General features: G+C 62.5%; 24 protein-coding genes. 13 read left to right on the top strand and 11 right to left on the bottom strand.

The features are described from left to right. Positions 1 to 8 precede the first annotated feature (8 nt). The 3 genes from BUC08_RS05035 to BUC08_RS05045 are packed head-to-tail and all read left to right on the top strand — an operon-like array spanning position 9 to position 2,371. The gene (locus tag BUC08_RS05035) at positions 9 to 464 is read left to right on the top strand and encodes a YraN family protein (RefSeq protein ID WP_073194159.1); all 456 of its coding nucleotides are present in this window, start codon (positions 9 to 11) and stop codon (positions 462 to 464) included. Between the two features lie 60 nt (positions 465 to 524). Continuing rightward, positions 525 to 1,460 carry a glutathione synthase gene (gshB, locus tag BUC08_RS05040; RefSeq protein WP_028955160.1) on the top strand — a complete coding sequence of 312 codons (936 nt, stop codon included), beginning with the start codon at positions 525 to 527 and terminating at the stop codon, positions 1,458 to 1,460. Next, positions 1,457 to 2,371 (top strand): alpha/beta hydrolase, encoded by a 915-nt coding sequence (locus BUC08_RS05045; protein ID WP_037926757.1) that lies wholly within the window; start codon positions 1,457 to 1,459, stop codon positions 2,369 to 2,371. Before gshB ends, BUC08_RS05045 begins: the two co-directional genes overlap by 4 nt. Here BUC08_RS05045 and BUC08_RS05050 read toward each other — a convergent pair. The 4 genes from BUC08_RS05050 to cobU form a co-directional block, all read right to left on the bottom strand. After that, on the bottom strand, positions 2,337 to 3,851 hold the full coding sequence (locus BUC08_RS05050) for a YifB family Mg chelatase-like AAA ATPase (RefSeq protein WP_037926755.1): 1,515 nt from the start codon (positions 3,849 to 3,851) through the stop codon (positions 2,337 to 2,339). The genes BUC08_RS05045 and BUC08_RS05050 overlap by 35 nt on opposite strands. 111 nt (positions 3,852 to 3,962) lie before the next feature. Next, on the bottom strand, positions 3,963 to 4,637 hold the full coding sequence (locus BUC08_RS05055; RefSeq protein ID WP_037927037.1) for a glutathione S-transferase: 675 nt from the start codon (positions 4,635 to 4,637) through the stop codon (positions 3,963 to 3,965). Positions 4,638 to 4,695: 58 nt separating this feature from the next. Continuing rightward, positions 4,696 to 5,274 carry a histidine phosphatase family protein gene (locus tag BUC08_RS05060; RefSeq protein ID WP_037926751.1) on the bottom strand — a complete coding sequence of 193 codons (579 nt, stop codon included), beginning with the start codon at positions 5,272 to 5,274 and terminating at the stop codon, positions 4,696 to 4,698. After that, entirely contained in the window at positions 5,271 to 5,777 is a 507-nt protein-coding gene (gene cobU / locus BUC08_RS05065; protein WP_234973742.1) for a bifunctional adenosylcobinamide kinase/adenosylcobinamide-phosphate guanylyltransferase, read from the bottom strand. The genes BUC08_RS05060 and cobU overlap by 4 nt, the downstream gene beginning before the upstream one ends. 101 nt (positions 5,778 to 5,878) lie before the next feature. Here cobU and BUC08_RS05070 point away from each other — a divergent pair, with 101 nt between their 5' ends. The 8 genes from BUC08_RS05070 to BUC08_RS05105 all read left to right on the top strand — a co-directional run bounded on the left by BUC08_RS05070 (position 5,879) and on the right by BUC08_RS05105 (position 13,795). Further along, positions 5,879 to 6,757, top strand: a complete 879-nt coding sequence (locus tag BUC08_RS05070) for an RNA polymerase factor sigma-32 (RefSeq protein ID WP_037926746.1) — start codon at positions 5,879 to 5,881, stop codon at positions 6,755 to 6,757. Beyond that, positions 6,754 to 7,545: a ChaN family lipoprotein gene (locus BUC08_RS05075; protein ID WP_037926743.1), complete on the top strand. Its 792-nt coding sequence runs from the start codon at positions 6,754 to 6,756 to the stop codon at positions 7,543 to 7,545. Before BUC08_RS05070 ends, BUC08_RS05075 begins: the two co-directional genes overlap by 4 nt. 76 nt (positions 7,546 to 7,621) lie before the next feature. Beyond that, a complete protein-coding gene (coaBC, locus tag BUC08_RS05080) occupies positions 7,622 to 8,815 on the top strand; it encodes a bifunctional phosphopantothenoylcysteine decarboxylase/phosphopantothenate--cysteine ligase CoaBC (protein WP_037926740.1) in 1,194 nt (397 codons plus the stop codon). 35 nt (positions 8,816 to 8,850) lie between these two features. Beyond that, a complete protein-coding gene (gene dut, locus BUC08_RS05085) occupies positions 8,851 to 9,318 on the top strand; it encodes a dUTP diphosphatase (protein ID WP_037926737.1) in 468 nt (155 codons plus the stop codon). Next, positions 9,315 to 10,358 carry a HesA/MoeB/ThiF family protein gene (locus tag BUC08_RS05090; RefSeq protein ID WP_037926734.1) on the top strand — a complete coding sequence of 348 codons (1,044 nt, stop codon included), beginning with the start codon at positions 9,315 to 9,317 and terminating at the stop codon, positions 10,356 to 10,358. Before dut ends, BUC08_RS05090 begins: the two co-directional genes overlap by 4 nt. A 76-nt stretch (positions 10,359 to 10,434) precedes the next feature. Continuing rightward, positions 10,435 to 12,447 (top strand): M3 family metallopeptidase, encoded by a 2,013-nt coding sequence (locus tag BUC08_RS05095; RefSeq protein ID WP_037926731.1) that lies wholly within the window; start codon positions 10,435 to 10,437, stop codon positions 12,445 to 12,447. 83 nt (positions 12,448 to 12,530) lie between these two features. Further along, entirely contained in the window at positions 12,531 to 13,466 is a 936-nt protein-coding gene (locus BUC08_RS05100) for a DnaJ C-terminal domain-containing protein (RefSeq protein WP_037926728.1), read from the top strand. Continuing rightward, a complete protein-coding gene (locus BUC08_RS05105) occupies positions 13,463 to 13,795 on the top strand; it encodes a chaperone modulator CbpM (RefSeq protein WP_037926725.1) in 333 nt (110 codons plus the stop codon). Before BUC08_RS05100 ends, BUC08_RS05105 begins: the two co-directional genes overlap by 4 nt. Before the next feature lie 25 nt (positions 13,796 to 13,820). On the opposite strand, the gene BUC08_RS05110 is transcribed toward BUC08_RS05105, so the two are convergent. The 6 genes from BUC08_RS05110 to BUC08_RS05135 all read right to left on the bottom strand — a co-directional run bounded on the left by BUC08_RS05110 (position 13,821) and on the right by BUC08_RS05135 (position 20,387). After that, positions 13,821 to 14,750 carry a 2-hydroxyacid dehydrogenase gene (locus BUC08_RS05110; protein ID WP_037926723.1) on the bottom strand — a complete coding sequence of 310 codons (930 nt, stop codon included), beginning with the start codon at positions 14,748 to 14,750 and terminating at the stop codon, positions 13,821 to 13,823. A gap of 3 nt (positions 14,751 to 14,753) precedes the next feature. Continuing rightward, positions 14,754 to 15,893, bottom strand: coding sequence for a rod shape-determining protein RodA (gene rodA, locus BUC08_RS05115; protein WP_037926720.1), 1,140 nt, complete (start codon positions 15,891 to 15,893; stop codon positions 14,754 to 14,756). Continuing rightward, positions 15,890 to 17,833 (bottom strand): penicillin-binding protein 2, encoded by a 1,944-nt coding sequence (gene mrdA / locus BUC08_RS05120; RefSeq protein WP_037926717.1) that lies wholly within the window; start codon positions 17,831 to 17,833, stop codon positions 15,890 to 15,892. Before mrdA ends, rodA begins: the two co-directional genes overlap by 4 nt. Further along, positions 17,830 to 18,369: a hypothetical protein gene (locus BUC08_RS05125; protein ID WP_037926713.1), complete on the bottom strand. Its 540-nt coding sequence runs from the start codon at positions 18,367 to 18,369 to the stop codon at positions 17,830 to 17,832. The genes mrdA and BUC08_RS05125 overlap by 4 nt, the downstream gene beginning before the upstream one ends. Continuing rightward, entirely contained in the window at positions 18,366 to 19,250 is an 885-nt protein-coding gene (gene mreC, locus BUC08_RS05130; RefSeq protein WP_037926709.1) for a rod shape-determining protein MreC, read from the bottom strand. Before mreC ends, BUC08_RS05125 begins: the two co-directional genes overlap by 4 nt. Before the next feature lie 90 nt (positions 19,251 to 19,340). Then, positions 19,341 to 20,387 (bottom strand): rod shape-determining protein, encoded by a 1,047-nt coding sequence (locus tag BUC08_RS05135; protein ID WP_028955141.1) that lies wholly within the window; start codon positions 20,385 to 20,387, stop codon positions 19,341 to 19,343. 238 nt (positions 20,388 to 20,625) lie between these two features. On the opposite strand from BUC08_RS05135, the gene BUC08_RS05140 reads away from it, so the two are divergent. Next, entirely contained in the window at positions 20,626 to 21,207 is a 582-nt protein-coding gene (locus BUC08_RS05140; protein ID WP_037926705.1) for a VOC family protein, read from the top strand. Positions 21,208 to 21,405: 198 nt separating this feature from the next. Next, positions 21,406 to 22,272: a hypothetical protein gene (locus BUC08_RS05145; RefSeq protein ID WP_037926702.1), complete on the top strand. Its 867-nt coding sequence runs from the start codon at positions 21,406 to 21,408 to the stop codon at positions 22,270 to 22,272. 145 nt (positions 22,273 to 22,417) lie between these two features. Here BUC08_RS05145 and BUC08_RS05150 read toward each other — a convergent pair whose 3' ends face one another. Beyond that, positions 22,418 to 23,980, bottom strand: coding sequence for a 2-isopropylmalate synthase (locus tag BUC08_RS05150; protein ID WP_037926699.1), 1,563 nt, complete (start codon positions 23,978 to 23,980; stop codon positions 22,418 to 22,420). Between the last annotated feature and the right edge of the window lie 41 nt (positions 23,981 to 24,021).

Consider the following 24,021-nt stretch of genomic DNA (forward strand, 5'->3'; position numbering starts at 1 on the left):
GGATCGGCATGAACCAACTGGCGTTTGATTTTTCACCGGGACCTGCTGAGGCTGCGGCCGCTGTTGAAACACCCGTGGCGCAGTCCGCTGGAACAGACAGACGCCGCTTGCGCGGCGCAATGGCCTATCAGGCTGGTGCATCTGCCGAGATGCGGATTTCGACCGATTACGAACGCCGTGGTTTTCCCGTGGTGCAGCAGCGCTGGCGTGGCAAGCGCGGAGAAATCGATCTGATCGCGCAGGACGGCGACGGGCTGGTGTTCATCGAGGTCAAACAAAGCAAGACGTTTGACCGCGCCGCCGCCCACCTGACGGCTGCACAGATGCGGCGTATCTATGCCTCAGCCGAAGAGTACCTTGGCCGAATGCCGCGCGGCAGCCTGACCAAGGTACGCTTTGACGTGGCGCTGGTGAACGGGCAGGGCGAAACGCGGATCATAGAAATCGCTTTCGGATTGGACTGACCCATTGCGCCTTGGCCGTTGCTGATCCATCAAGGAAGCTCAGCAAAGCGAGGTGCCGCGATGAAGATCGCCTTTCAGATGGACCCGATCGGGGACGTGAATATCAACGCAGACAGCAGCTTCCGTCTTGCCGAAGAGGCACAGGCGCGTGGTCATTCACTGTTTTTCTACACGCCGGACCATTTGGCCTATCAAGAGGGGCGCATCACCGCACGGGGGCAGGACTTTACCGTCCAGCGCGTGCAGGGGGACCACGCGCAACTGGGCGACATGCGCGAAGTCGATCTGTCTGAGTTCGACGTGGTCTGGCTGCGGCAGGACCCGCCCTTTGACATGCATTACATCACGTCGACCCACCTGCTTGACCGTCTGAAAGAGACCACCTTGGTGGTGAACGACCCGTTCTGGGTGCGCAATTTTCCCGAAAAGCTGCTGGTGCTGGATTTCCCGCAGCTGACGCCGCCCACTACGATTGCCCGCGATCTGGACACCATCAAGGCGTTCAAGGCCAAGCACGGCGATGTCATCCTCAAGCCGCTATACGGCAACGGCGGGGCGGGCGTGTTCCGGCTGGACGCCAACGACCGCAACCTCAGCAGCCTGCACGAGCTGTTCACCGGCTTCAGCCGTGAGCCGTTGATCGTGCAGAAATTCCTGCCAGCGGTCAGCAAGGGCGACAAGCGGGTGATTCTGGTCGATGGCGTGGCTGTCGGTGCGATCAACCGGGTGCCAGCCGAGGGCGAAACCCGGTCGAACATGCACGTGGGTGGACGGCCCGAAAAGATCGGCCTGACCGACCGCGATCTGGAAATTTGCGCGGCCATCGGTCCCCTGCTGAAAGAGCGTGGGCAGGTTTTTGTCGGCATCGACGTAATCGGCGACTACCTGACCGAAATCAACGTGACCTCACCGACCGGCATTCAGGAACTGGAACGGTTCGACGGTGTCAACATCGCCGCCAAGATCTGGGAGGCGATCGAGGCCAAGCGCGCGTGAGCTGGCAACGGCCCCTGTTGAACAGGTGGCTGCGGCGGGTCGAAAAGCCGCGCCTTGCCCACGCCACCTCGCACGACAGTCTGCGCCGCCGGTTGGAGCGCAACGCGCGGTTCTTCTTTCGCGGCCCGCGTGACGTGGCCCAAAGCTGGCGTGACCTCGGCGATGGCGCGGCCTTGTGGCTCGAGCCTGCCGGGGCGGATCGGGGTCGGGTCCTGCTCTATTTCCATGGCGGGGCCTATATTTTCGGCAGCCCGCGCACCCACGCGGCAATGGTCGCGGTTCTTGCCCGGACCGTGCGCGCCTGCGCCGTATTGCCGACATACCCACTGGCGCCTGAACATGCCTTTCCTGCTGCTTTGGACCGTGCAGAGGATGCTTATCACGCGCTTCTGGCGCGAGGTGTGAGCCCCGAAAACATCATGCTGGGCGGCGACAGTGCGGGCGGTGGTCTGGCTCTGGCGCTTTTGGCGCGGTTGATCCGCGCGGGGGCTGCGCTGCCGGGCGGATTGTTCGCGTTCTCGCCCCTGACCGACCTGACCTTCTCGGGGGCCAGCTTGCAGGTGAATGCCGCCCGTGACGTGATGCTGCCCGCCCGCCGCGTGTCCGAGATGGCCGAGCACTACCTTGCAGGGGCAGCCGCCGACGACCCTGGGGCCAGCCCGTTGTTTGCGGATTTCACCGGCGCGCCACCAATTTGGATCACAGTGGGCGACACTGAAATCCTGCTGGACGACAGCCGCCGGATCGTCAGCCGTACGAGAGCGCAATGCGTATCGGTGCAGATGCACATTGCCCGCGATTTGCCCCACGTCTGGCCGATGTTTCATAACATGTTGCCCGAAGCGCGCGCAACGCTTGATGATCTGGCGGGCTGGATCAAGTTCCGCTGGGATGCGGCACCCTGTAGCTGACCGCTTCGGCGACGTGGCGGTGACAGACCTCCGCTGATCCGTCCAGATCTGCGATGGTCCGCGCGACACGCAGTACGCGGTGATAGCCCCGCGCCGACAAGGCAAACCGTTCGGCCACGCGGCTGAGCAGGGCGCTGCCCTCGGCGTCGGGTGTCGCGATTTCCTTGAGGATTTCCCCTTCGGCGTCGGCGTTGGAGCGTATGTCGGCGCGCCCTTCGAACCGCGCGATCTGGATGTCGCGGGCCGCTTTGACGCGTGCGGCAATCTGCGCCGAGGTGTCGCCCGATGCGGGCAGGTCTAGGTCGGTGTAGCGCACGGGGGGCACATCCACGCGCAAATCGAACCGGTCCATCAGCGGGCCGGAAATGCGCCCCATGTAATCCTCGCCACAGGCCGGCACACGGGCACAGGCGCGGTCCGGGTCCGTCAGATAGCCGCATTTGCAAGGGTTGGCGGCCGCGACCAGCATAAAGGCGCAGGGGTATTTCACGTGGGCGTTGGCGCGGGCGATCATGACTTCGCCGGTCTCAATGGGCTGGCGCAGGGTTTCCAGCACGGTGCGGGGGAACTCGGGGAATTCGTCCATGAACAACACACCGTTGTGGGCCAGCGACACCTCTCCCGGTTTGGCGGTGCGTCCGCCGCCGATGATTGCAGCCATCGACGCGGTGTGGTGGGGTTCGCGAAAGGGGCGGGCGCGGGAAATGCCGCCCGCGTCAAGCAGTCCGGCAAGCGAATGGATCATCGAGGTTTCCAGCGCCTCGGACGGTGTCAGCGGCGGCAGGATGCCCGACAGCCGCGCGGCCAGCATGGATTTGCCCGACCCCGGCGTACCAACAAGGATCAGGTGGTGACGCCCTGCGGCGGCGATTTCCAGCGCCCGTTTGGCACGTTCCTGCCCTTTGACGTCACGCATGTCCTTCAGCGGATCGTCGGGGGTGACCTCGCCCGGGGTGCTGGGTTCGATCAGCGACTGGCCGGTAAAATGGCGCACCGCCGCGCCCAGATCCGGGGCGGCGATCACCTTGGTGGCAGAAACCCAGGCCGCTTCGGCACCCGAGGCGGCAGGGCACAGCAGCGTGCGGTCGTCCGCTGCGGCGGCCATGGCGGCGGGCAGGGCGCCAATCACGGGGATCAGGGTGCCATCGAGGGACAGCTCGCCCAGGGCAACGACGGATTCCGCGGTGTCCTTGGGAATGATGTCGAGGGCAGCCAACAATGCCAGGGCGATGGGCAGATCGAAGTGCGACCCTTCTTTTGGCAGGTCCGCAGGGGACAGGTTCACGGTGATCCGGCGCGACGGCAGGGCGATGGCCATCGCACCCAGCGCCGCGCGGACGCGGTCGCGGGCCTCGGACACCGCCTTGTCCGGCAGGCCGACGATGGAAAAGGCAGGCAAACCCGGCGACAGGGCGCATTGCACTTCGACGGGGCGGGCCTCGACCCCCTGAAATGCCACGGTATAGGCGCGTGCGACCATTCTGTCCCTCTCCGATATGGTTAATCGGTAGAGGCTCCGCGTTTACGAATGGTTAATGCCCGCCGAGGGGAGGCGGGCATCGGAATTGGATGTTTATGGCCAAAAGTACGATCAGGGCCAGTCTGCGACCGGCGTGCCCATGTCATAGGGGAACGGATCATAGGTGGTTTTCAACCCTTCCGCGCGCCATGCCTTGAATGCCGGATCGGAAAGGGTTGTCGCGCAATAGGCGCGGGCGGCTTCGGACACGGGCAGATCATAGCCAATGATACGGGCGCAGACCGGCGCGTAAAAGGCATCGGCCAGGCTGTAGGCCCCGAACAGCCATGGACCGTCTGAGGCAAAGCTGCGGGCGTGGGTCCAAAGGGTTTCGATGCGTGCCAGATCGGCGCGGGTCGCTTCGGAGGGTTGGAAGCCCGTATTGACGTGTTGCAGCTGCATCGGACACTGGTTGCGCAATGCGCCAAAGCCTGCGGCCATTTCGGCACACAGCATCCGCGCGGTGGCGCGGGCGGCGGGATCGTCGGGCCACAGGCCTGCGTCGGGATGGCGCTCGGCCAGTGTCTCGGCAATCGCGATGCTTTCGCCCACCACCGTGCCGTCGGGCAATTGCAGGGCAGGCACCAGTTTCGCCGGTGCGAGATGCGCCATATCCGCGGCCATCGTGCCGCCATAAAGGCCAACAAGGTGCGTGCGGAAGGGCAGGCCGAATTTCTCGAGCATGAGCCAACCGCGCAGGGACCAGCTCGAAAATGTGCGGTCGCCGATATAAAGATCATATGTCATGAAGCGCACGTTACCCGTAAATTCTGACGGGTAAATCGCTGTTTTGTGCGGATATCCATCACGGAAGGTGATTGAGCAAAGGGACAGGATTTGCCGCATCGGGCCCATCGATGCGTGTCACGGACAGGTTGTCGATCTTGTGGGCCAGCGCCTGTTTCGGCGTCCAGCCCATCGCCCTTTGTACCTGCGTCAGGATCACACCGATGTGGGCCACGGCGATGATGTGCCGCGCGGGGTGCTGCGCACTGATCCGGCGCACGGCGGTGGCGACGCGGGCAGCGGCCATGTTCCAGCTTTCACCGCCGGGGGGGACAATGTCGCCCGGATCTTCCCAATAGGCGCGGCTGAGGTCGGGATAGGCATCGCTGACGCGGGAGAAATGCCAATTGTCCCACGCTCCAAAGTGAAACTCGCGCAGCATCGGGTCCGAGGCCAGGCGTGTGCGTCCGTCTGCAATCGCATCTGCCGTTGCGTGGGCGCGGATCAGGTCCGAGGAAATCACCAGCGCGTCGTCCGGCAGGAAGGCCTGGATACGTGCGATTTGCGCGGTGTCAGACAGATCGGCAGGCACGTCGCGCCAACCGACAAAGGTCTTTTGATGGGTTGGCCCGTGACGCACCCAGTGCCAGGTGGTCATAAGCTGCCTTTCAGGACATTCGGCAGGCCCGCGACAACCTGAATGGCGGTGTCTGCGCGCGCGGCCAGTGCGATGTTCAAGCGCCCCTGCGCCTCTCGAAAGGCGCGGGTGTCGGCATCTGCGGGGACGATGCCCTGACCCAGTTCGTTCGACACGATCACCACCGGCGCGGCGCAATCGTCCAGCGCCTGCATCAGCGCCGCCTGCGCCTGTGCCAGATCGTTGCCATCCATGACGTGATTGGTCAGCCACATGGTCGCACAGTCGATCAGAACCGCTTCACTTGCGTCGCGTTCACACAGAACATGGGCAAGATCATGCGTGGCCTCGAAGTTGATCCAAGCGGCATCACGCCGATCACGGTGCACTTGCACGCGATCTTTTATTTCGGCGTCCCAGATGCGTGCCGTGGCAAGATAGACAGGAATTAACCCGCTGTTAACAATCGCATTTTCAGCGAATGCCGATTTTCCGGAAGCCGCGCCACCTAAAACGAATGTCATTGAAGGCAACATTTTTTTCATCTTTCGAATGAACCGAACCCTGTGCTGATGCGTAATAAAGTCAACACCGCATAACAAGTAACGATCGGGGAGATGTGACAATGGCACTGGATAACGTACGGGAAGTTTCACTCTCACGCATTGCGATGAAAGCGGAATTGTTGGACGCCGAAACCGAGCTGAAACTGACCTATGCCTGGCGCGACGAACGGGATGAGGCGGCGCTGCATCGGTTGATCACCGCTTATATGCGGCTGGCAATTTCGATGGCATCCAAGTTCAAACGCTACGGCGCGCCCATGAACGATCTGATTCAGGAAGCGGGCCTTGGGTTGATGAAGGCTGCCGACAAATTCGACCCTGACCGTGGGGTCCGCTTTTCGACCTATGCGGTCTGGTGGATCAAGGCATCGATCCAGGATTACGTCATGCGCAACTGGTCTATGGTGCGCACAGGATCGACATCCTCGCAGAAATCGCTGTTCTTCAACATGCGCCGTGTTCAGGCGCGGCTTGAGCGTGAGAGCGCCTCGGCAGGCGAAACGCTGGACGGGCATCAGCTGCGCCAGATGATCTCGACCGAGATCGGCGTGCCGCTGCGGGATGTGGAAATGATGGAAGGCCGCCTTGGCGGGTCCGACTATTCATTGAACGCGACCCAATCCTCCGAGGATGAAGGCCGCGAATGGATCGACGCGCTGGAAGACGATGGTGTGCAAGCGGCCGAACAGGTCGAGAATGAACACGACACCGCACAGCTGCGCGAATGGTTGCTGATGGCGATGAATGCGCTGAACGACCGTGAACGGTTCATCATCCGTGAACGCAAGCTGCGCGACGATGCGCGAACGCTGGAAAGCCTGGGGCAAGAGCTGTCGCTGAGCAAGGAGCGGGTGCGCCAGCTGGAAGCTGCGGCTTTTGCCAAGATGCGGAAATCGCTGGAGACTCAGAGCCGGGAAGTGCATCACTTCCTCGTATGAGAAACTTGATTCCCGCACTGCTGTCGTGGGCCGTCCTCTCGGGGGCGGCCTTTGCTTTTGAACCTGCCGATGTGCCCGCCGCTGATATCGTGATTGTGGGCGAGGTGCATGACAATCCGGCCCATCACGCAGCCCAAGCCAAGGTGGTGGCGCAGGTGCAGCCCAAGGCGATTGTCTGGGAGATGCTGCAAGCCGCACAGGCCGGGCTGGTCACGCCAGAGTTGATCGAGAACGCCGACGCCATGGCCGAACGGCTGGGCTGGGCCGAGGCGGGTTGGCCTGATTTTTCCATGTACCACCCAATTTTTGCAGCGGCCCCCGATGCAATCAGCTACGGGGCTGCGGTGCCGCGCGAATTGGCGCAGGCCGTGATGCAGGAACCCCTTGGGGCTGCTTTTGACGCAGCTGCGGCTTACGGGCTGGACCGAGATCTGAGCGATGCACACCAGATTGCGCGCGAGGACTTGCAACGCGTGGCCCATTGCGATGCGCTGCCCAAAGAGATGTTGCCCGCCATGGTCAAGGTGCAGCGGTTGCGCGATGCCACATTGGCGCAGGCGGCGGTAAGGGCCCTGGCAGACACAGGCGGGCCGGTGGTGGTGATCACCGGCAACGGCCATGCCCGCAAGGACTGGGGCGTGCCCAGCTATCTGTCGCAGGTCGCCCCGAAGGCGCGCGTTTGGTCCATCGGTCAGGCCGAGGACGGCAATGCCCCAGATGGCGGGTTTGACGTGGTGTGGGACGCACCGGCACAGGATCGGCCCGACCCCTGCGCGGCGCTCAGATAGCGGGCTGCTTACGGGCTGGCAGAATGCGCAGGCGCGGCCTATGGTTGGGCGAATATGACGACAGCGGGAACGCAGTATGCTGAACGGCAAAAGAATTCTTCTGATCATCGGCGGCGGCATCGCGGCGTTCAAATCGCTGGACCTGATCCGGCGCCTGCGTGAACGCGGGGCGTCGGTGACGCCCGTGCTGACGCAGGCAGGGGCCGAATTTGTCACCCCTCTGTCCGTGTCCGCGCTGGCCGGGACCAAAGTCTATCGCGATCTGTTTGACCTGACGGACGAGGCCGAGATGGGGCATATTCAACTGTCACGTTCTGCGGATCTGGTGCTGGTGGCCCCGGCCACTGCGGACCTGATGGCGAAAATGGCGCAGGGGCTGGCAAACGATCTGGCCTCGACCCTCCTGCTGGCGACTGACACGCCGGTGATGATCGCGCCCGCGATGAACGTGCGGATGTGGGACCACCCGGCGACCCAGCGCAATCTTGAGACATTGCGCGGCGACGGGATTGCGGTGATCGGGCCGAACGACGGCGACATGGCCTGTGGCGAATTCGGACCGGGCCGCATGGCCGAACCGCTGGAGATTGTCGCAGCCCTTGAGGGCGCGCTGGGCGGCGGGCCGCTGGCGGGCAAACGGGTGCTGGTCACCTCGGGGCCTACGCACGAGCCAATTGATCCCGTGCGCTATATCGCCAATCGCTCGTCCGGCGCACAGGGCGCGGCGTTGGGGGCGGCGCTGGCGGGATTGGGGGCCGAAGTGGTCTTTGTCACCGGACCTGCCGACGTGCCGCCACCTGCGGGCGTGCAGGTGGTCAAGGTGCAGACCGCACAGCAGATGTTGCAAGCCGTGCAGGCCGCGTTGCCTTGCGATGTGGCAGTCTTTGCCGCAGCGGTGGCCGACTGGCGTGTCGCGTCAGCCTCGGACCGCAAGCTGAAAAAGACCAAGGACGGGATGCCAAAGCTGGAGTTCGCCGAGAATCCCGACATTCTGGCGACTGTCTCGCAAATGACAGAAGGCCGGCCCGGCCTGATCGTGGGTTTTGCCGCCGAGACCAACGATGTGATCGCGCACGCCACCGCCAAACGCAAACGCAAGGGCTGTGACTGGATCGTGGCGAATGACGTCTCGCCCGAGACGGGGATCATGGGCGGCAGCGAAAACGCGGTGCACTTGATTTCGGACACAGGCGTCGAGGACTGGCCGCGCATGGGCAAGGATGCCGTCGCGCAAAAGCTTGCGGCGCGGATAGCGGCGGCGTTGAGCTGAACTTTTATGCCTCCGGCGGGAGTTTTTTTGGCAAGATGAAGACCGATACAGTCACAGTGCAGTTTGTCTGGGATACGGGCGCGGACACCGCGCTTGGCCTGCCGTCCTATGAAACATCCGGTGCCGCCGGTGCGGATCTGCGGGCGAATTTCGCGGATCGTGCGCCGGTGGTGTTGAAGCCCGGCGCGCGGACGCTGGTGCCGACGGGCCTGCGGCTGGCGATCCCTGCAGGGTTCGAGGTACAGGTGCGCCCCCGCTCGGGGCTGGCGCTGAAACACGGAGTGACGCTGGTGAACACACCCGGCACCATCGACAGCGACTATCGTGGGCCGCTGGGCGTGATCATGATCAATCTGGGGTCTGACGATTTCGTGGTCGAACACGGAATGCGCATCGCGCAGATGGTTGTAGCCCCGGTGGTTCAGGCCCGGTTCGATCTGGTTGATGTTCTGGACGACACAGCGCGCGGCGCGGGCGGCTTTGGCTCGACGGGCGCGCAATGATCCTTGTTCTGGCCCTTGCTGCGGCACTTTGGGGTGTCGGGGCCATGATGGGGGCGCCACGCGCGGTGCGGCTCAACATGGTCCTGCTGCTGTATGTCGCCGTTCTGGCGCTGCATCTGGCGCTGCCGGACGCGCATCCCTTGCGCATGGCAACAGGGGAAAGTGCGGCACTGTGGCTGATCCTGGGCGGTTTCGTGGTGCTGGTACTGACCTATCGCTGGGGCTTGCGTCGGTTAAGGGCGAAGGCGGCAGGGGGGCAGGCCGACCCCCAGCCACTGATCGGGCCGATGACCGAGGTCGAACTGAACCGCTATTCCCGCCACATCGTTCTGCGCGAGATTGGCGGACCGGGGCAGGTGGCGTTGAAAAACGCGCGCGTGCTGGTCGTGGGGGCGGGCGGCCTGGGCGCGCCTGCCCTGCAGTATCTGGCAGCGGCAGGGGTCGGCACGATCGGCGTGATCGACGCCGATGTGGTCGAGGGCAGCAATCTGCAGCGTCAGGTGATCCACACGGACGCGCGCATCGGCATGCCCAAGGTGTTCTCGGCCCAAGCTGCGCTGGAGGCCTTGAACCCCTTCATCACCGTACGCCCCTATCACCGCCGCTTTGACGCGGAGGTCGCCGCCGAACTGGTCGCGGAATACGATCTGGTGCTGGACGGTACCGACAATTTCGACACCCGCTATCTGGTCAACCGCACGGCGGTCGCGGCGGGCGTGCCGTTGATCTCGGGCGCGCTGAGCCAGTGGGAGGGGCAGCTGAGCGTCTTTGACCCCGCCCGTGGCGCGCCGTGTTACCAATGCATTTTCCCGCAGGCCCCCGCCGACGGACTGGCTCCCAGCTGCGCCGAAGCGGGCGTTCTGGGCCCCTTGCCCGGTGTCGTGGGTGCGATGATGGCGGTCGAGGCGGTCAAGCTGCTGACCGATGCAGGCACGTCGCTGCGGGGCGAAATGCTGATCTATGACGCGCTCTATGGCGAGAGCCGCAAGATCACGCTGGCGCGGCGCGGCGATTGTCCGGTTTGCGGCGACAAGGGGTGATTTCCTGCGCCAGATCGGGCGGATGCGATTGCAAGTGGCGAGGCAAGGTTTAGGTTGAGGTCAAAGGAGACCCCACATGACCAACCCCTTGCTTGCCGAATGGGATACGCCGTTCCAGATCGCCCCGTTTGATACCATTTCCGACGACGACTTTACCCCTGCTCTGGATCAGGCGCTGGCGGCACACAACGCCGAGATTGACGCGATTGCAGGCAATGCCGATGCGCCGACCTTTGACAATGTGATCGGCGCGCTCGAAGCCGCCGGGCGCGATCTGGACAAGGTTCTGGGCGTCTTCTTTACCGTTGCAGGTGCGGACAGCAATCCGGCGCGCGAGGCGTTACAGCGTGAATTCTCGCCCCGGCTGGCGGCGCATTTTTCCGAGATTTCGGCCAATACCGCGCTGTTTGCCCGCGTCGCCGCCGTCTGGGACCAACGCGACAGTCTGGACCTGACGGACGAACAGTCGCGGGTGCTGATGCTGACCCATCGCGGCTTTGTCCGCTCGGGGGCCGCCCTGACCGGGGCCGAGGCCGCGCGGATGAAAGAGATCAAGGGGCGCCTGGCCGTTCTGGGCACCGAATTCACCCAGAACCTGCTGGCGGATGAGCGTGACTGGCACATGGATCTGGCCGAAACAGATATGGCGGGGCTGCCGGATTTCGTGATCCGCACGGCGCGCGAGGCAGGCAAGGAAAAGGGTGCTGATGGTGCCGTGATCACCCTGTCGCGGTCGCTGATCGTGCCGTTCCTGCAATTCTCCACCCGCCGCGACCTGCGCGAGATCGCCTACAAGGCATGGGCCGCGCGGGGGGCAAACGGGGGCAAGACCGACAACCGTGATATCGCTGCCGAAATTCTGAAACTGCGCGAAGAGCGGGCCAAGCTGCTGGGCTATGAAAATTTTGCCGCCTACAAGCTGGAAACCGAAATGGCGGGTGACGCGGCATCGGTGCGGGCCTTGTTGATGCAGGTCTGGGAACCGGCCAAGGCACAGGCCGAGGCGGATGCCTGGGTGCTGGCCCAGATGATGCAACAGGACGGCGTGAACGGAGAGCTGCAGGCCTGGGACTGGCGGTTCTATTCGGAACGCCGCCGCCAGCAGTTGCATGATCTGGATGAGGCCGAACTGAAGCCGTATTTCCAGCTCGACCGGATGATCGAGGCATCGTTTGACTGTGCGTCACGGCTGTTCAGCCTGTCGTTCGAACCGCTGGACGTACCGCTCTATCACCCCGATTGCCGCGCGTGGAACGTGACGCGGGACGGCGAACATATCGCGGTGTTCATCGGTGACTATTTCGCACGCGGCTCGAAACGCTCGGGCGCATGGTGTTCCGCGATGCGGTCACAGGCGAAACATCCGCAGGTTCAGACACCGGTGGTGATCAACGTCTGCAACTTTGCCAAGGGCGATCCGGCATTGTTGTCCTATGACGACGCGCGCACGCTGTTTCACGAATTCGGCCACGCGCTGCACCAGATGCTGTCGGATGTGACCTATGAAAGCGTGTCGGGCACTTCCGTCGCACGGGACTTTGTCGAATTGCCCAGCCAGCTTTACGAACATTGGCTGGACGTGCCCGAAGTGTTGGGCGCTTTTGCAACCCATTCCGAGACCGGCCAGCCGATGCCACAGGTACTGCTGGACAAGGTTCTTGCGGCGGCGACTTATGACATGGGGTTCCAGACGGTCGAATATGTCGCCTCGGCGCTGGTCGACCTGGAGTTTCACGACGGCGCAGCGCCCGCCGATCCGATGGCCCGCCAGGCCGAGATCCTCGCAGAACTCGGGATGCCACCGGCCATCGGGATGCGGCATGCCACACCGCATTTCGCCCATGTGTTCTCGGGCGACGGATATTCCTCGGGGTATTACAGCTATATGTGGTCCGAAGTGATGGATGCCGATGCCTTTGCCGCCTTCGAAGAGGCCGGAGGCGCCTTTGATGCAAAGGTGGCCAAGGCGCTCGAAGAGAACATCCTCAGCACCGGCGGCAGCCGCGATGCGGCAGAGCTGTACACCGCATTCCGGGGGCGCTTGCCGGGGGTCGAGGCCTTGTTGAAAGGGCGCGGTCTGGCGGCGTGATACATCTGCCGCCGCTCGGTCGGGGCGGCGGCACAGGTCACGAACACCTGCTGAAAGACATGTAACCAAATGCGGAGCACCGAATGACAAAAGATCCCTATGCTGCGCTTGGTCTGACCAAAGAGGCCAGCGCAGACGACATCAAAAAGGCCTATCGCAAGATTGCACGCACCGATCACCCCGACCTGAACCCGGATGATCCCCGTGCCGAGGCGCGATTCAAGGCGGCGGGACAGGCCTATGACCTGCTCAAGGACCCCGAACAGCGCCGTCGCTTTGACGCGGGTGAAATCGACGCTTCGGGAACCGAACAAGCGCCGCGCGGCTACTACCGAGACACCGCACGTGGACCGGAAAACCCCTATACCCAAAGCCGGACCTCTCAGGGCAACCCGTTTCAGGGCGGCTTTGATGCGGATGATTTCTTTGCAAACTTTGCGCGCGGGCAGGGCGCGGGTTTCAGCCGGGGCGCGCCGGGTGATGTGCCGGGGCAGGACGTGCAATACCGTCTGGGCGTGCCCTTTCTGGACGCGGCCTTGGGGACGCGGACACGGATCACGCTGCCGGATGGCGGCACGCTCGAGGTCAAGATCCCCGAAGGTGCGCGCGACGGCCAGACCCTGCGGTTGCGCGGCAAGGGAACACCGGGCCATGGCGCGGGCCAGCCGGGGGACGCCTTTATCACGCTGGATGTGATCCCCAACCCGGATTTCGAACGGGACGGGGATGATATCCTCGTAACCTTGCCAATCACCATCGACGAGGCGATCCTTGGCGGCAAGGTGCCGGTGCGCACCGTGTCGGGCACGGTCAAGGTCAGCGTGCCCGCCGGGGCCAGTTCGGGCCAGGTGCTGCGTCTGAAGGGGCGCGGCGTCAAGGGGCGCAACGGCAAGGGCGACCAGCGCATCACATTGCGCATTGTCAGCCCATCCAGGATCGACAATGCCCTCAAGACTTTCATGGAGGGCTGGCGGGCCGAACACGCCTATGACCCGCGCACAGGAAAGGAAACGAAATGACCGATGCATATGCACCCGATCAGGTGATCGCGCGCGTCACCTCGTTGACCGCCGAGCGGCTCAGCCATTTTGAACGTTTGCGCATTGTCACCCCGGTGACCACGCCCGACGGGCCGCGTTATCGCACGTTGGACATCCGCCGTATCACCCTGTTGTGCGAACTGACGGATGATTTCGAGGTGAACGAGGATGCGCTGGTGATCATCATGTCACTGCTGGACCAGTTGCACGGCGCGCACAGCAAGCTGGAACAGGTGATGCAGGCGATCGGCGCCGAGCCGTCCGAGACCAAGCTACGCCTGTTGCGGCGGCTGGCGGGTGACGATTGAACGCGTCGTCACCCGTTGCGCAAGATCAGTAACCGGCGGACCGGTCCACCAAGTGCAGGAACGGCGCGCCCGCTTCTCCGCGCCGGATGTTTTCCGCGATGGTCAGGGCCGAATATTTTGGCCGCGTCTCGGCCGCCACATGGGGCGTGACGGTGACCCGAGGGTGGTGCCAGTAGGGGTGCGCCTCGGGCAGCGGCTCGACACGGAACACGTCCAGCGTGGCATGGCCAACCTGGCCCGTGTCCAGTGCCGCCAGCAACGCGTCGTCGTCGATCAGCGGACCGCGCCCGGGGTTGATGATGCACGCGCCGCGGGCCAGCAGCGCCAGCGTTTCGGCGTTCAACGTGTTTTCGGTGGCAGGGGTATCGGGCAACAACAGCACGACGATCTCCGCCCCTGTCAGCGCCTTGGTCAGCCCCTCTTCGCCGGAGAGGCAACGGATGCCGTCGAGGTTCTTGGGGCTGCGCGACCAGCCGGTCACGTCAAAACCGGCCAGCGCCAGCATCTGCGCACAGGCGGTGCCCAGCTCGCCCAGGCCCAGCACAGTCACCTTGCGGTCCCATGCCAGCGGTGGCGGCACGTTCTTCCACACGCCGGGGGCGCAATTGATATGCGCGTCCATACCCAGATGATGGCGCAGGGTGTGGCCGGTGACCCATTCGCACATCCCCTGGCTCAGGCCCGGATCGACCATCCGCGTCAGCGGGATTTTCAACGTCTCGTTGCCAACGATCTTTTCAACACCGGCCCACAGGTTCAGCACCGCCTTGGCCCGCGTATAGGGCGTGAAATCCTGCAAGGGAGAATTGGGGGCATAAACGATATAGTCTACATCGGCAGGCGGGATGTCGGTGGCCAGATTGGCCTCGACCCCGGCATTGGCGATGGCCTGTTTCAGGGGTGTTTCATAGCTGGCCCAACGGTCGGGGTGGGCCGCGAAAAGTACGTTGATCATATTTTACCTTGGTCGGTGGATGTGGGCGCTTTGAACAAAGCCAAAGGCGAGCATGAGAACAAGCATCGCAGAGCCACCATAACTGACCAGCGGCAGAGGCACACCCACAACCGGGGCCAACCCCATGACCATCGACATATTTACCGAGAAAAAGAGGAAAAAGTTCAACGCCAGCCCCAGGATAAGCAGCGATGAAAACCGGTCGCGGTTGTTCACGGCAGAGACAACGCAGAAAAAGATGATCAGCGTATAAAGCACCAGCAGGGAAAACCCGCCGACAAAGCCGAACTCTTCTGCCAGCGTGGTAAAGATAAAGTCCGTGTGCTTTTCGGGCAGAAAGTTCAGCCGCGATTGCGTGCCCTGCATGAACCCGCGCCCGGTCCAGCCACCCGATCCCAGCGCAATCTTGGATTGGGTGATGTGATAGCCTGCTCCCAGCGGGTCGGATGAAGGATCAAGAAACGTGTCGATCCGGCGATACTGGTAATCCTTGATCAACTGCCACGGCGTGCCGCGCGACTGGAACACGGCGGCAATCAACCCGATGCCTGCCGCCAGAACAGCGGCAAAATAGGCCCAGTGCACACCGGCCAGAAACATCAGCCCGCCCCCCGCTGCCAGCAACAGGATCGCAGTGCCAAGGTCCGGCTGGCCCAGCACCAGCGCCGTGGGGATCAATATGATCACCACAGGGATCAACACCCAGAAAGGACGCGACTTCTTGGCCGGCGGCAGCCAATCGTAATAGGCCGCCAGGAACATCACCAGCGTGACCTTCATCAGCTCGGACGGCTGCAACCGCATGAACCCCAGATCAATCCATCGTTGCGCGCCCATCCCGATGGACCCGAACAGTTCAACCGCGATCAGCAATATCACCGACACGCCGTAAGCCACCGAGGACACCGACCGCCAGAACCAGATCGGTACCAGACCCACCAGCACCATCAGCACCAGCCCGACACCAAAGCGTTCCATTTGCGGCCCGGCCCAGGGCGTATAGGAACCGCCCGCGACGGAATAGAGCATCAGGAAGCCGACGCCGGCAACCGAAGCAAGCAGGATGGTCAGCGGCCAGTTCAGATACAGGATCTTGCGAAAGCCGGTGGGAACGGATTTGACCGTATATTCAAGATAACTCATGCCTGATCAGACCCGCCCAGATCCGCCATCGGGCGCACGGCTTGCAGTTCTTCCTGCTGGGCCTTGATGCGGCCCCGGTCCTTGGACGGGTAAGCGTCCAGCGGGGGTGGGCCGCCATACAGCGCCTGAAGCGTGATATCCCGCGCAATCGGGGCCGCCGCGGACGACCCGCCGCCGCCGTGTTCGACGATGACCGATACGGCATACTTGGGGTTTTCAATGGGAGCAAAGCTCACGAACAGCGCATGGTCGCGCCGCTCCCACGGCAGGTCGCTGTTGTTGATCACACCGCGCGCGCGTTCGGCGGCGGTGATGTTGCGGACCTGGCTGGTGCCGCTCTTGCCCGCCATGCGCATGCCTTCGGTGATGATCCGGCTGCCATATCCCGTGCCGCGCCGGTCGTTCACCACGTCATACATCGCGCGGCGCATCTTGCGCAGGTTGTTCTCGTTCAAGCCCATGCTCTCACCGGCACCTGATGGCTCTTCGATGCCGTCCACCGATTTTACCAGCCGCGGGGTCACGTTCCGACCGGTCGCGATGCGGGCGGTCATCACCGCCAATTGCAGCGGCGAGGCCAGCATATACCCTTGGCCGATCGACGCGTTGACCGTGTCACCGATTACCCATTCTTGCCCATGCACGCGCCGCTTCCAGTCCTTCGTCGGCGTCAGCCCCTGCGAGATTGCCGACATCGGCACGTCGTGGCGCACCCCAAGGCCAAAGCGCTGTGCCATGGCCGAGATTTTCTCGATCCCGACCTTCAGGGCCAGATCGTAATAATAGACGTCGCAGGATTGTTTCAGGCTGTTTTGCAGATCGACATAGCCATGCCCGCCGCGTTTCCAGCAGTGAAAGCGGCGACCGGCCACTTCCAGATGGCCGGGGCAATAGACCGTCTCGTCCGGCTGCGCCATGCCCTCCTCCAGTGCGGCCAGCGCCGTCATCATCTTGAAGGTCGAACCGGGCGGATAGGCACCCTGAACCGATTTTGACGCCAGAGGGCGATAGATATTCTCGGTCAGTTCCTTGTAATTGGCCACGGAAATGCCGCGCACGAACAGGTTGGGATCAAACGACGGGGCCGAGGCGATTGCGACCAGATCACCGGTCTCACAGTCCATCACCACGGCACTTGCACTTTCCTGCCCCAGTCGGGCCTGAACGTAATTCTGCAAATTCGCGTCAATGGTCAGTTGAATATCCGCGCCCGGACGCCCCTCGCGCCGATCCAGTTCGCGCATGACGCGGCCCGTGGCGTTGACCTCTTCGCGTTTTACGCCGGCCTTGCCGCGCAAACGGTCCTCTTGCTTGGCCTCGATGCCGACCTTGCCGATCTGGAACCGGGGGATCAGCAGCAGCTGGTCCGGGGTTTCCATCTGTTCGAGGTCATAGTCGCTGACAGGGCCCACATAGCCCAGCACATGGGCAAAATCCGAACCCAGCGGATAGATGCGGCTTAGGCCAACCTCGGGTGTGACGCCGGGCAGGGCGGGCGCATTCACGCTGACGCGGCTGATATCTTCCCATGATACATTCTCTGCCACGGTGATCGGATGAAACGGGGCCGAGCGTTTCATCTCGTTCATCGCCCGTTCCAGATCGTCCGGGTCCAGCCTGACCACACGGCCCAGCCGTTCCAGCGCCGCGTCCACATCACCGATATCTTCGCGTTTGACGATGATGCGGTATGAGGGGACATTCTTTGCCAACTGCACGCCGTTGCGGTCGAACACCTCACCCCGCGCAGGCGGGATCAGGCTGTCCTTGATGCGGTTGTCTTCTGCCAACAGACGAAACTGATCGGCTTGATCAACCTGTAAATAGCTCATCCGCGCGGCCAGCCCGCCGACAAAGGCAAGTTGCAGCCCGCCCAGAACGGCGGTGCGGCGCGAGAGCGTGCGGTTGCCGGCTTCGGCATCTGCGCGGGTGCGTTTCATATACGGCCTCCTGCCGTTTCCAGATCGCCTGGCCCGGTCTTGCGGACACGCATGATGCTGTGCGTGACCAGTACCACCAGCGGATAGCTGAGGATTGTCAGCCCCAGTTGCAAAAGTGACAAGCCCATTGGCGCGGTATCAATCAACATAACTTTGTGAACCAGGCGATACGCCACAGCCACCGCAACCATCAGCATGGCAACGGTCACAAGCTCCGCCACCAGCGTCGAGGCGCGCAAGGCGCGGGCGCGCCCTTTCAGGTTTTCGCTCGCCATCAGAACCAGCGCGGCATACAGGCCCGGCGGCCGCTGCAACAGCAGGTCGGCCAGCATCAGCAGCACGGCCAGCATCAGCGGCGGCACATATTCGGGGCGGCGCACTGACCACGCAAAGACAAAGCCGATCAGCAGGTCAGGCGGGGCCCATTGGCCGGGCTGGGTTTGCAGCGGCAGGATCTGGAAGAACAGGATCACCAGAACCAGCAGGCAAAAGGCGGCGCGCATCACCCAGACGTGGAATTGGGACTGTTCGCTCATTCCCCCACCCTGGTCACAGGTTGGTCAGGCGTAATGATCTGAGCGGTGTCGCTGACCGGCTCGTTGCCATAGTGGCGCAGAACCCGCAGGAATTCGAGCCGCTCGTAATCCGCGGCCAGCCGGACACGCAGCCGCCCGCCGGGGTCTTTGACAACCTCGCCGATCAGCAATCCTGCCGGAAACACACCTCCGTCGCCCGAACTGAACACACGGTCGCCGGGGCGCACAAGGTCGGGGTTTTCCAGGAAATCGACCGGCGGGTTGGCGCTGTTGTCACCTGCGACGATGGCGCGCTGTCCCGAGGGCTGGATCGTCGCGGGAATGCGGCTGGACGCATCGGTCAGCAGGATCACCCGCGCCGTGTTCTCGGCCACGCCGGAAATGCGCCCGACAAGGCCGATGCCGTCCATCGTGGCCCAGCCATCGACCAGCCCGTCACGCGCACCGACGTTCAGCAGTACGGACTGGCGAAAGGGCGATCCGCTGTCGGCCAGCACCATGCCCGAAATCACGGTCAGGCGCGGGTCCAGCCGCACGTTGTTCAGATCCAGCAGCCGCGCGTTTTCCTGCTCAAGCTGAACCGCAGCCTCTTTCCACGCCTGCATCTTGCGCAGCTCGCGGCGCAGTTCGGCGTTCTGTTCGGCGATGCGTTGATAGCTGCGGAAGTTGCGCACCAGGTTGATGGTGCCCGTAACCGGGGCCATGGCCCAGTCGAAATTCGGGACGATCCGGTCGGTCACCTGCGCGCGGAACCGTTCCACCCGTGGGCTGTCGATGCGCCAGACGATAAAGGTGGCGATCAACGCCAGCGCCAGCACAGCCGTCAGCAATCGCCGGATCGGGGCGACATAATCAGATGAAGAAGAACGGTCTTTTGCCAATGTGAAGTCTCACCTGCGGTTTCGTCGGCGCGGCGGGATCGTGCTTCAATTGTGCCGCAACGGGCCCCTTCTTGCAAAGGGGCCTTTGGCTTAGCTGTCGTAGTCGATGGCGTGGCGCAGTTGTTTCTCGAACTCCAGCGCCTTGCCGGTGCCCAGTGCCACGCAGTTGAGCGATTCGTTGGCGATGGACACGGCCAGGCCGGTCTGTTCGCGCAGCGCCAGATCCAGATCGCCCAGCAGCGCACCGCCACCGGTCAGCATCACGCCACGGTCGACGATGTCAGCCGCCAGATCGGGCGGTGTGGTTTCCAGCGCGGTCATCACGGCCTCGCAGATTTGCTGAACCGGCTCGGCCAGCGCCTCGGCGATCTGCGCCTGGGTCACTTCGATTTCCTTGGGCACGCCGTTCAGCAGGTCGCGGCCCCGGATCTGCATCGACGTGCCGCGTCCGTCGTCGGGCATACGGGCAGTGCCGATGGTTGTCTTGATGCGCTCGGCGGTGGTTTCACCGACCAACAGGTTTTGCTGGCGGCGCAGATAGCTGATGATCGCCTCGTCCATGCGGTCGCCACCGACGCGGACGGAACGGGCGTAAACGATGTCACCCAGCGACAGAACGGCAACTTCGGTGGTGCCGCCGCCGATGTCCACGACCATGTTGCCGGTGGGGTCGGTGATGGGCATGCCCGCGCCAATGGCCGCCGCGATGGGTTCTGCGATCAGGCCGGCGCGCCGTGCGCCCGCAGACAGAACCGACTGGCGGATCGCACGTTTTTCAACGGGGGTCGCACCATGCGGCACGCAGACGATGATCTTGGGTTTGGAAAAGGTCGATCGTTTGTGCACCTTGCGGATAAAGTGTTTGATCATCTCTTCGGCGGTGTCAAAATCGGCAATCACGCCTTCGCGCATCGGACGGATGGCCTCGATGCTGCCGGGCGTCCGGCCCAGCATCAGCTTGGCGTCCTCGCCCACGGCGAGCACCTTTTTGACACCATCCTTGATATGATAAGCCACAACAGAAGGTTCGGACAGGACGACGCCCTTGCCTTTTACGTATATCAGAGTGTTAGCCGTTCCGAGATCAATGGCCATATCCGAAGAAAACAGACCACCCAAATTTCCAAACCACGACATGCGCGTACCCTTCGTCAATACGTTTTGGCCCGCGAGTCATGATTGCTGCGGGCGCTCGACTTATAGGGATGTGTAGAGCGGGACGAAAGGGCCGAATGGAACTTGGTTACGCGGGTTCCCGCGCAGCTTGATAAACAGGCGACTTTGGCCGCGGATCGCAAATGGGCAGCCCGGTCAACAGGATATGGCGCACAGGGCGTGCCGTGCTAGGTTCCCCGATGAAAAAGGGAGAATAATCATGCGCAAACTTCAGGTTCTGGGCGTTCATCACATTACCTTGACCGGTGCCGACCGGCAGACCACGATTGATTTCTGGGAGGGCGTGCTGGGCATGCCGTTCATTTTTGACCAACCCAACCTGGACGATCCCGAACAGGGGCACCTGTATTTCGATCCCGGCGACGGGCGGCTGATCACGATCTTTACCAATGACAATCGCAAGGCCGACAACCGTCGCACCCCGATGGACGTGGGCTGTGTCCACCATCTGGCGTTCGAGGTGGACCGTGCCACCTTCGCGCAGGTGCCGGACCGGCTCAAGGCGCGCGGCATCGGCAATTCGGGCGTAAAGGACCGTGGGTTCATGGATTCGATCTATTTCAAGGACCCCTGCGGCCTGCTGATCGAGTTGGCCTGCTACAAGTTCATCCCGCCGCGCGGGTCCAGCCATGCGGCCGTACTGATGGAAGCGCACAAGATTCGCGTCGCTGCAGGTGACGATCACATCGCCGAGGTACACTTGGCCGACGCCGTTGAGCGTATCGTCGAGCGGTCACAAGAGTCGCTGAGTGAAAATAGAGAACCGAAAAACCCCTATTAGATGCCGCTCAATTGTAATGCTTTGTTAAATAAAGGTTAATCGCGGGAAGAATAGGTTCGGAAATTTATGGTTTGTGGCGGATACGCCACAAGCTGACGCGATGTCGTGACAGCGTTCGCTTCACCTCTTCGCGCTGTCAGATCAGAGGCGTATAGCCGCGGCATCAAGCAGCAATCATAAAAGAATCGAAGGTATATCATGTTCCGCACAGCTCTTATCGCAACTGCAATCTGCGCAACGGCATCGGTCGCCGCCGCAGGCGAACTGACCTATGGCAACGCATTCATCAAACAACACCGTCTGGACGCGGACGGCGCTGGCGCGCTGGACCTGACCGTTCTGGGCGGCGGCATCGAATACACATACGACGCGTGGATTTTCTCGGGCGAACTGGCGCACTTCGACATCGAAGGCACCGACATCGACTACGGTTCGGTTGCGGGCGAATATCGCCTGAACAACGGCGTCTCGATGGGTATCGACTACACGGCACTGGATTTCGGCGGCGCTGACATCAGCCTGACATCCGTATTTGCCTACTACGACATGGGCACATATGCTCTGGGCGCCGCGATCGGTGACTCCTCCGACCTGAACGACACTGTCTACACCCTGTTCGGGTCGTGGGACGTGGCGCCGACAGGCACCGTTGGTCTGGATATCATCCGCATCGAAGACGAAACAGTGTTCGCAGGCTTTGCCGACTATGACATGGACATCTACAACGTACAGGCTGACGTGATCACAACTGACGGTCTGGACCTGGTTTCGGTTGCGGGCGGCTACAGCTTCGGCAACGGTTTCTCGGCCATCGGCTCGCTGTCCTACTTTGATCTGGCCGGCACAGACGGCACATCGGTCACCGTTGGCGGTCAGTATGAGTTTGTCGAAGGCGCGAATGTTGAACTGGCTCTGGGTCGCATCAACATCGATGGCGCACCGAATATCGACCAGGTCAGCTTTGGCGTGAACTACGAAATCGGCCGCCGCACCTCTTCGCGTCGCACATTGGGCAACGTGATCAGCAGCGCGACAGGCTCTTTCGCAGGTCTGACCAGCTTCTGATCTGTCTTACAGATTACCTGATACCGAAACGGCCGGATGGAAACATCCGGCCGTTTTTGTTTGTGCGGTCCAGGGGCGGAGCACGAAAAAGGGGCAGCGGGATGTTCCGCTGCCCCTTTTCCATTTCCAGCCGACCCAACGAGGGTCAGTGCATGTCTTTGTAATGGATCTCGCGCTTGTCGGTGCCGCCCTTTTCGCGACGCACCAGCAAACGGTTCAGCGCGTGGACATAGGCCCGGACCGACGCGACAACGGTGTCGGTGTCAGCAGACTGGCCGGTTACGATGCGCCCGTCCTCTTCCAGCCGCACGGACACGGTCGCCTGTGCATCGGTGCCTTCGGTCACGGCGTGAACCTGATACAGCTGAAGGCGGGCGGTGTGGCTGACCAAGGCCTTGATGCAGTTGAACGACGCATCCACAGGACCGTCGCCGGTCTGGCTGGTCTTGTGCTCGGTCCCGTCAACCTCAAGCGTCATCTCGGCCTGTTGCGGCCCTTCGGTGCCGCAAACAACGCGCATCGACACCAGCTTGATCCGGTCCTCTTCAGGGTCGATCGTGGTGCGCATCAACGCGATCAGATCGTCCTCGTAGATTTCCTTCTTGCGATCGGCCAGTTCCTTGAACCGCACGAACACATCCTTAAGCTGGTTGTCCCCCAACTCATACCCGAGGTTTTCCAGCTTGGAGCGCAACGCCGCGCGGCCCGAGTGTTTGCCCATGACGATGTTGGTTTCGGTCAGGCCCACATCCTCGGGACGCATGATTTCAAAGGTTTCGGCGTTCTTCAACATGCCGTCCTGGTGGATGCCGCTTTCGTGGGCAAAGGCGTTCTTGCCGACGATGGCCTTGTTGAACTGCACGGGGAAACCGGAAACAGCCGCCACCCGGCGCGAGATGTTCATCAGCTTGGTGCTGTCCACGCCGGTCTGGAACGGCATGATGTCATTGCGCACTTTCAGCGCCATCACGACCTCTTCCAGCGCCGTGTTGCCCGCGCGTTCGCCCAGGCCATTGATCGTGCATTCGATCTGGCGCGCGCCAGCCTCGACAGCGGCCAGGCTGTTGGCAGTCGCCATGCCCAGATCGTTGTGGCAGTGGGTGGCAAAGATGATCTCGTCCGCGCCCGGCACCCGTTCCAGCAACATGCGGATCAACGCCGCACTTTCACGCGGGGCGGTATAGCCGACCGTGTCGGGGATGTTGATCGTGGTCGCCCCCGCCTTGATCGCAATTTCCACAACGCGGCAAAGATAATCTGCCTCGGTGCGGGTGGCGTCCATGGGCGACCATTGCACGTTGTCGCACAGGTTGCGCGCGTGGGTGACGGTCTGGTCGATACGTTCGGCCATTTCGTCCATGGTCAGGTTCGGGATGGCGCGGTGCAGCGGCGAGGTGCCGATAAAGGTGTGAATGCGCGGTTGGGCTGCGTGTTTCACCGCCTCCCAGCACCGGTCGATGTCAGGCAGTTGCGCGCGAGCCAGCCCGCAGATCACCGCGTTTTTCGAGTTTTTCGCAATCTCGGACACGGCGGCAAAGTCGCCTTCGGACGCGATGGGAAAGCCTGCTTCGATGATATCGACACCCATTTCGTCCAGAAGGCTGGCAATCTCCAGCTTCTCGGTGTGGGTCATCGTGGCGCCGGGCGATTGTTCGCCGTCACGCAAAGTCGTGTCAAAGATGACAACGCGGTCTTGTTCTTGGGTCATGTGAGATCTCTTTATTGTCCTAAAGCCTGTGGCGCGCGGCA

Origin of the sequence: Pseudosulfitobacter pseudonitzschiae (genome assembly GCF_900129395.1) — a bacterium.
GTDB classification, from domain to species: Bacteria; Pseudomonadota; Alphaproteobacteria; order Rhodobacterales; family Rhodobacteraceae; genus Pseudosulfitobacter; species Pseudosulfitobacter pseudonitzschiae.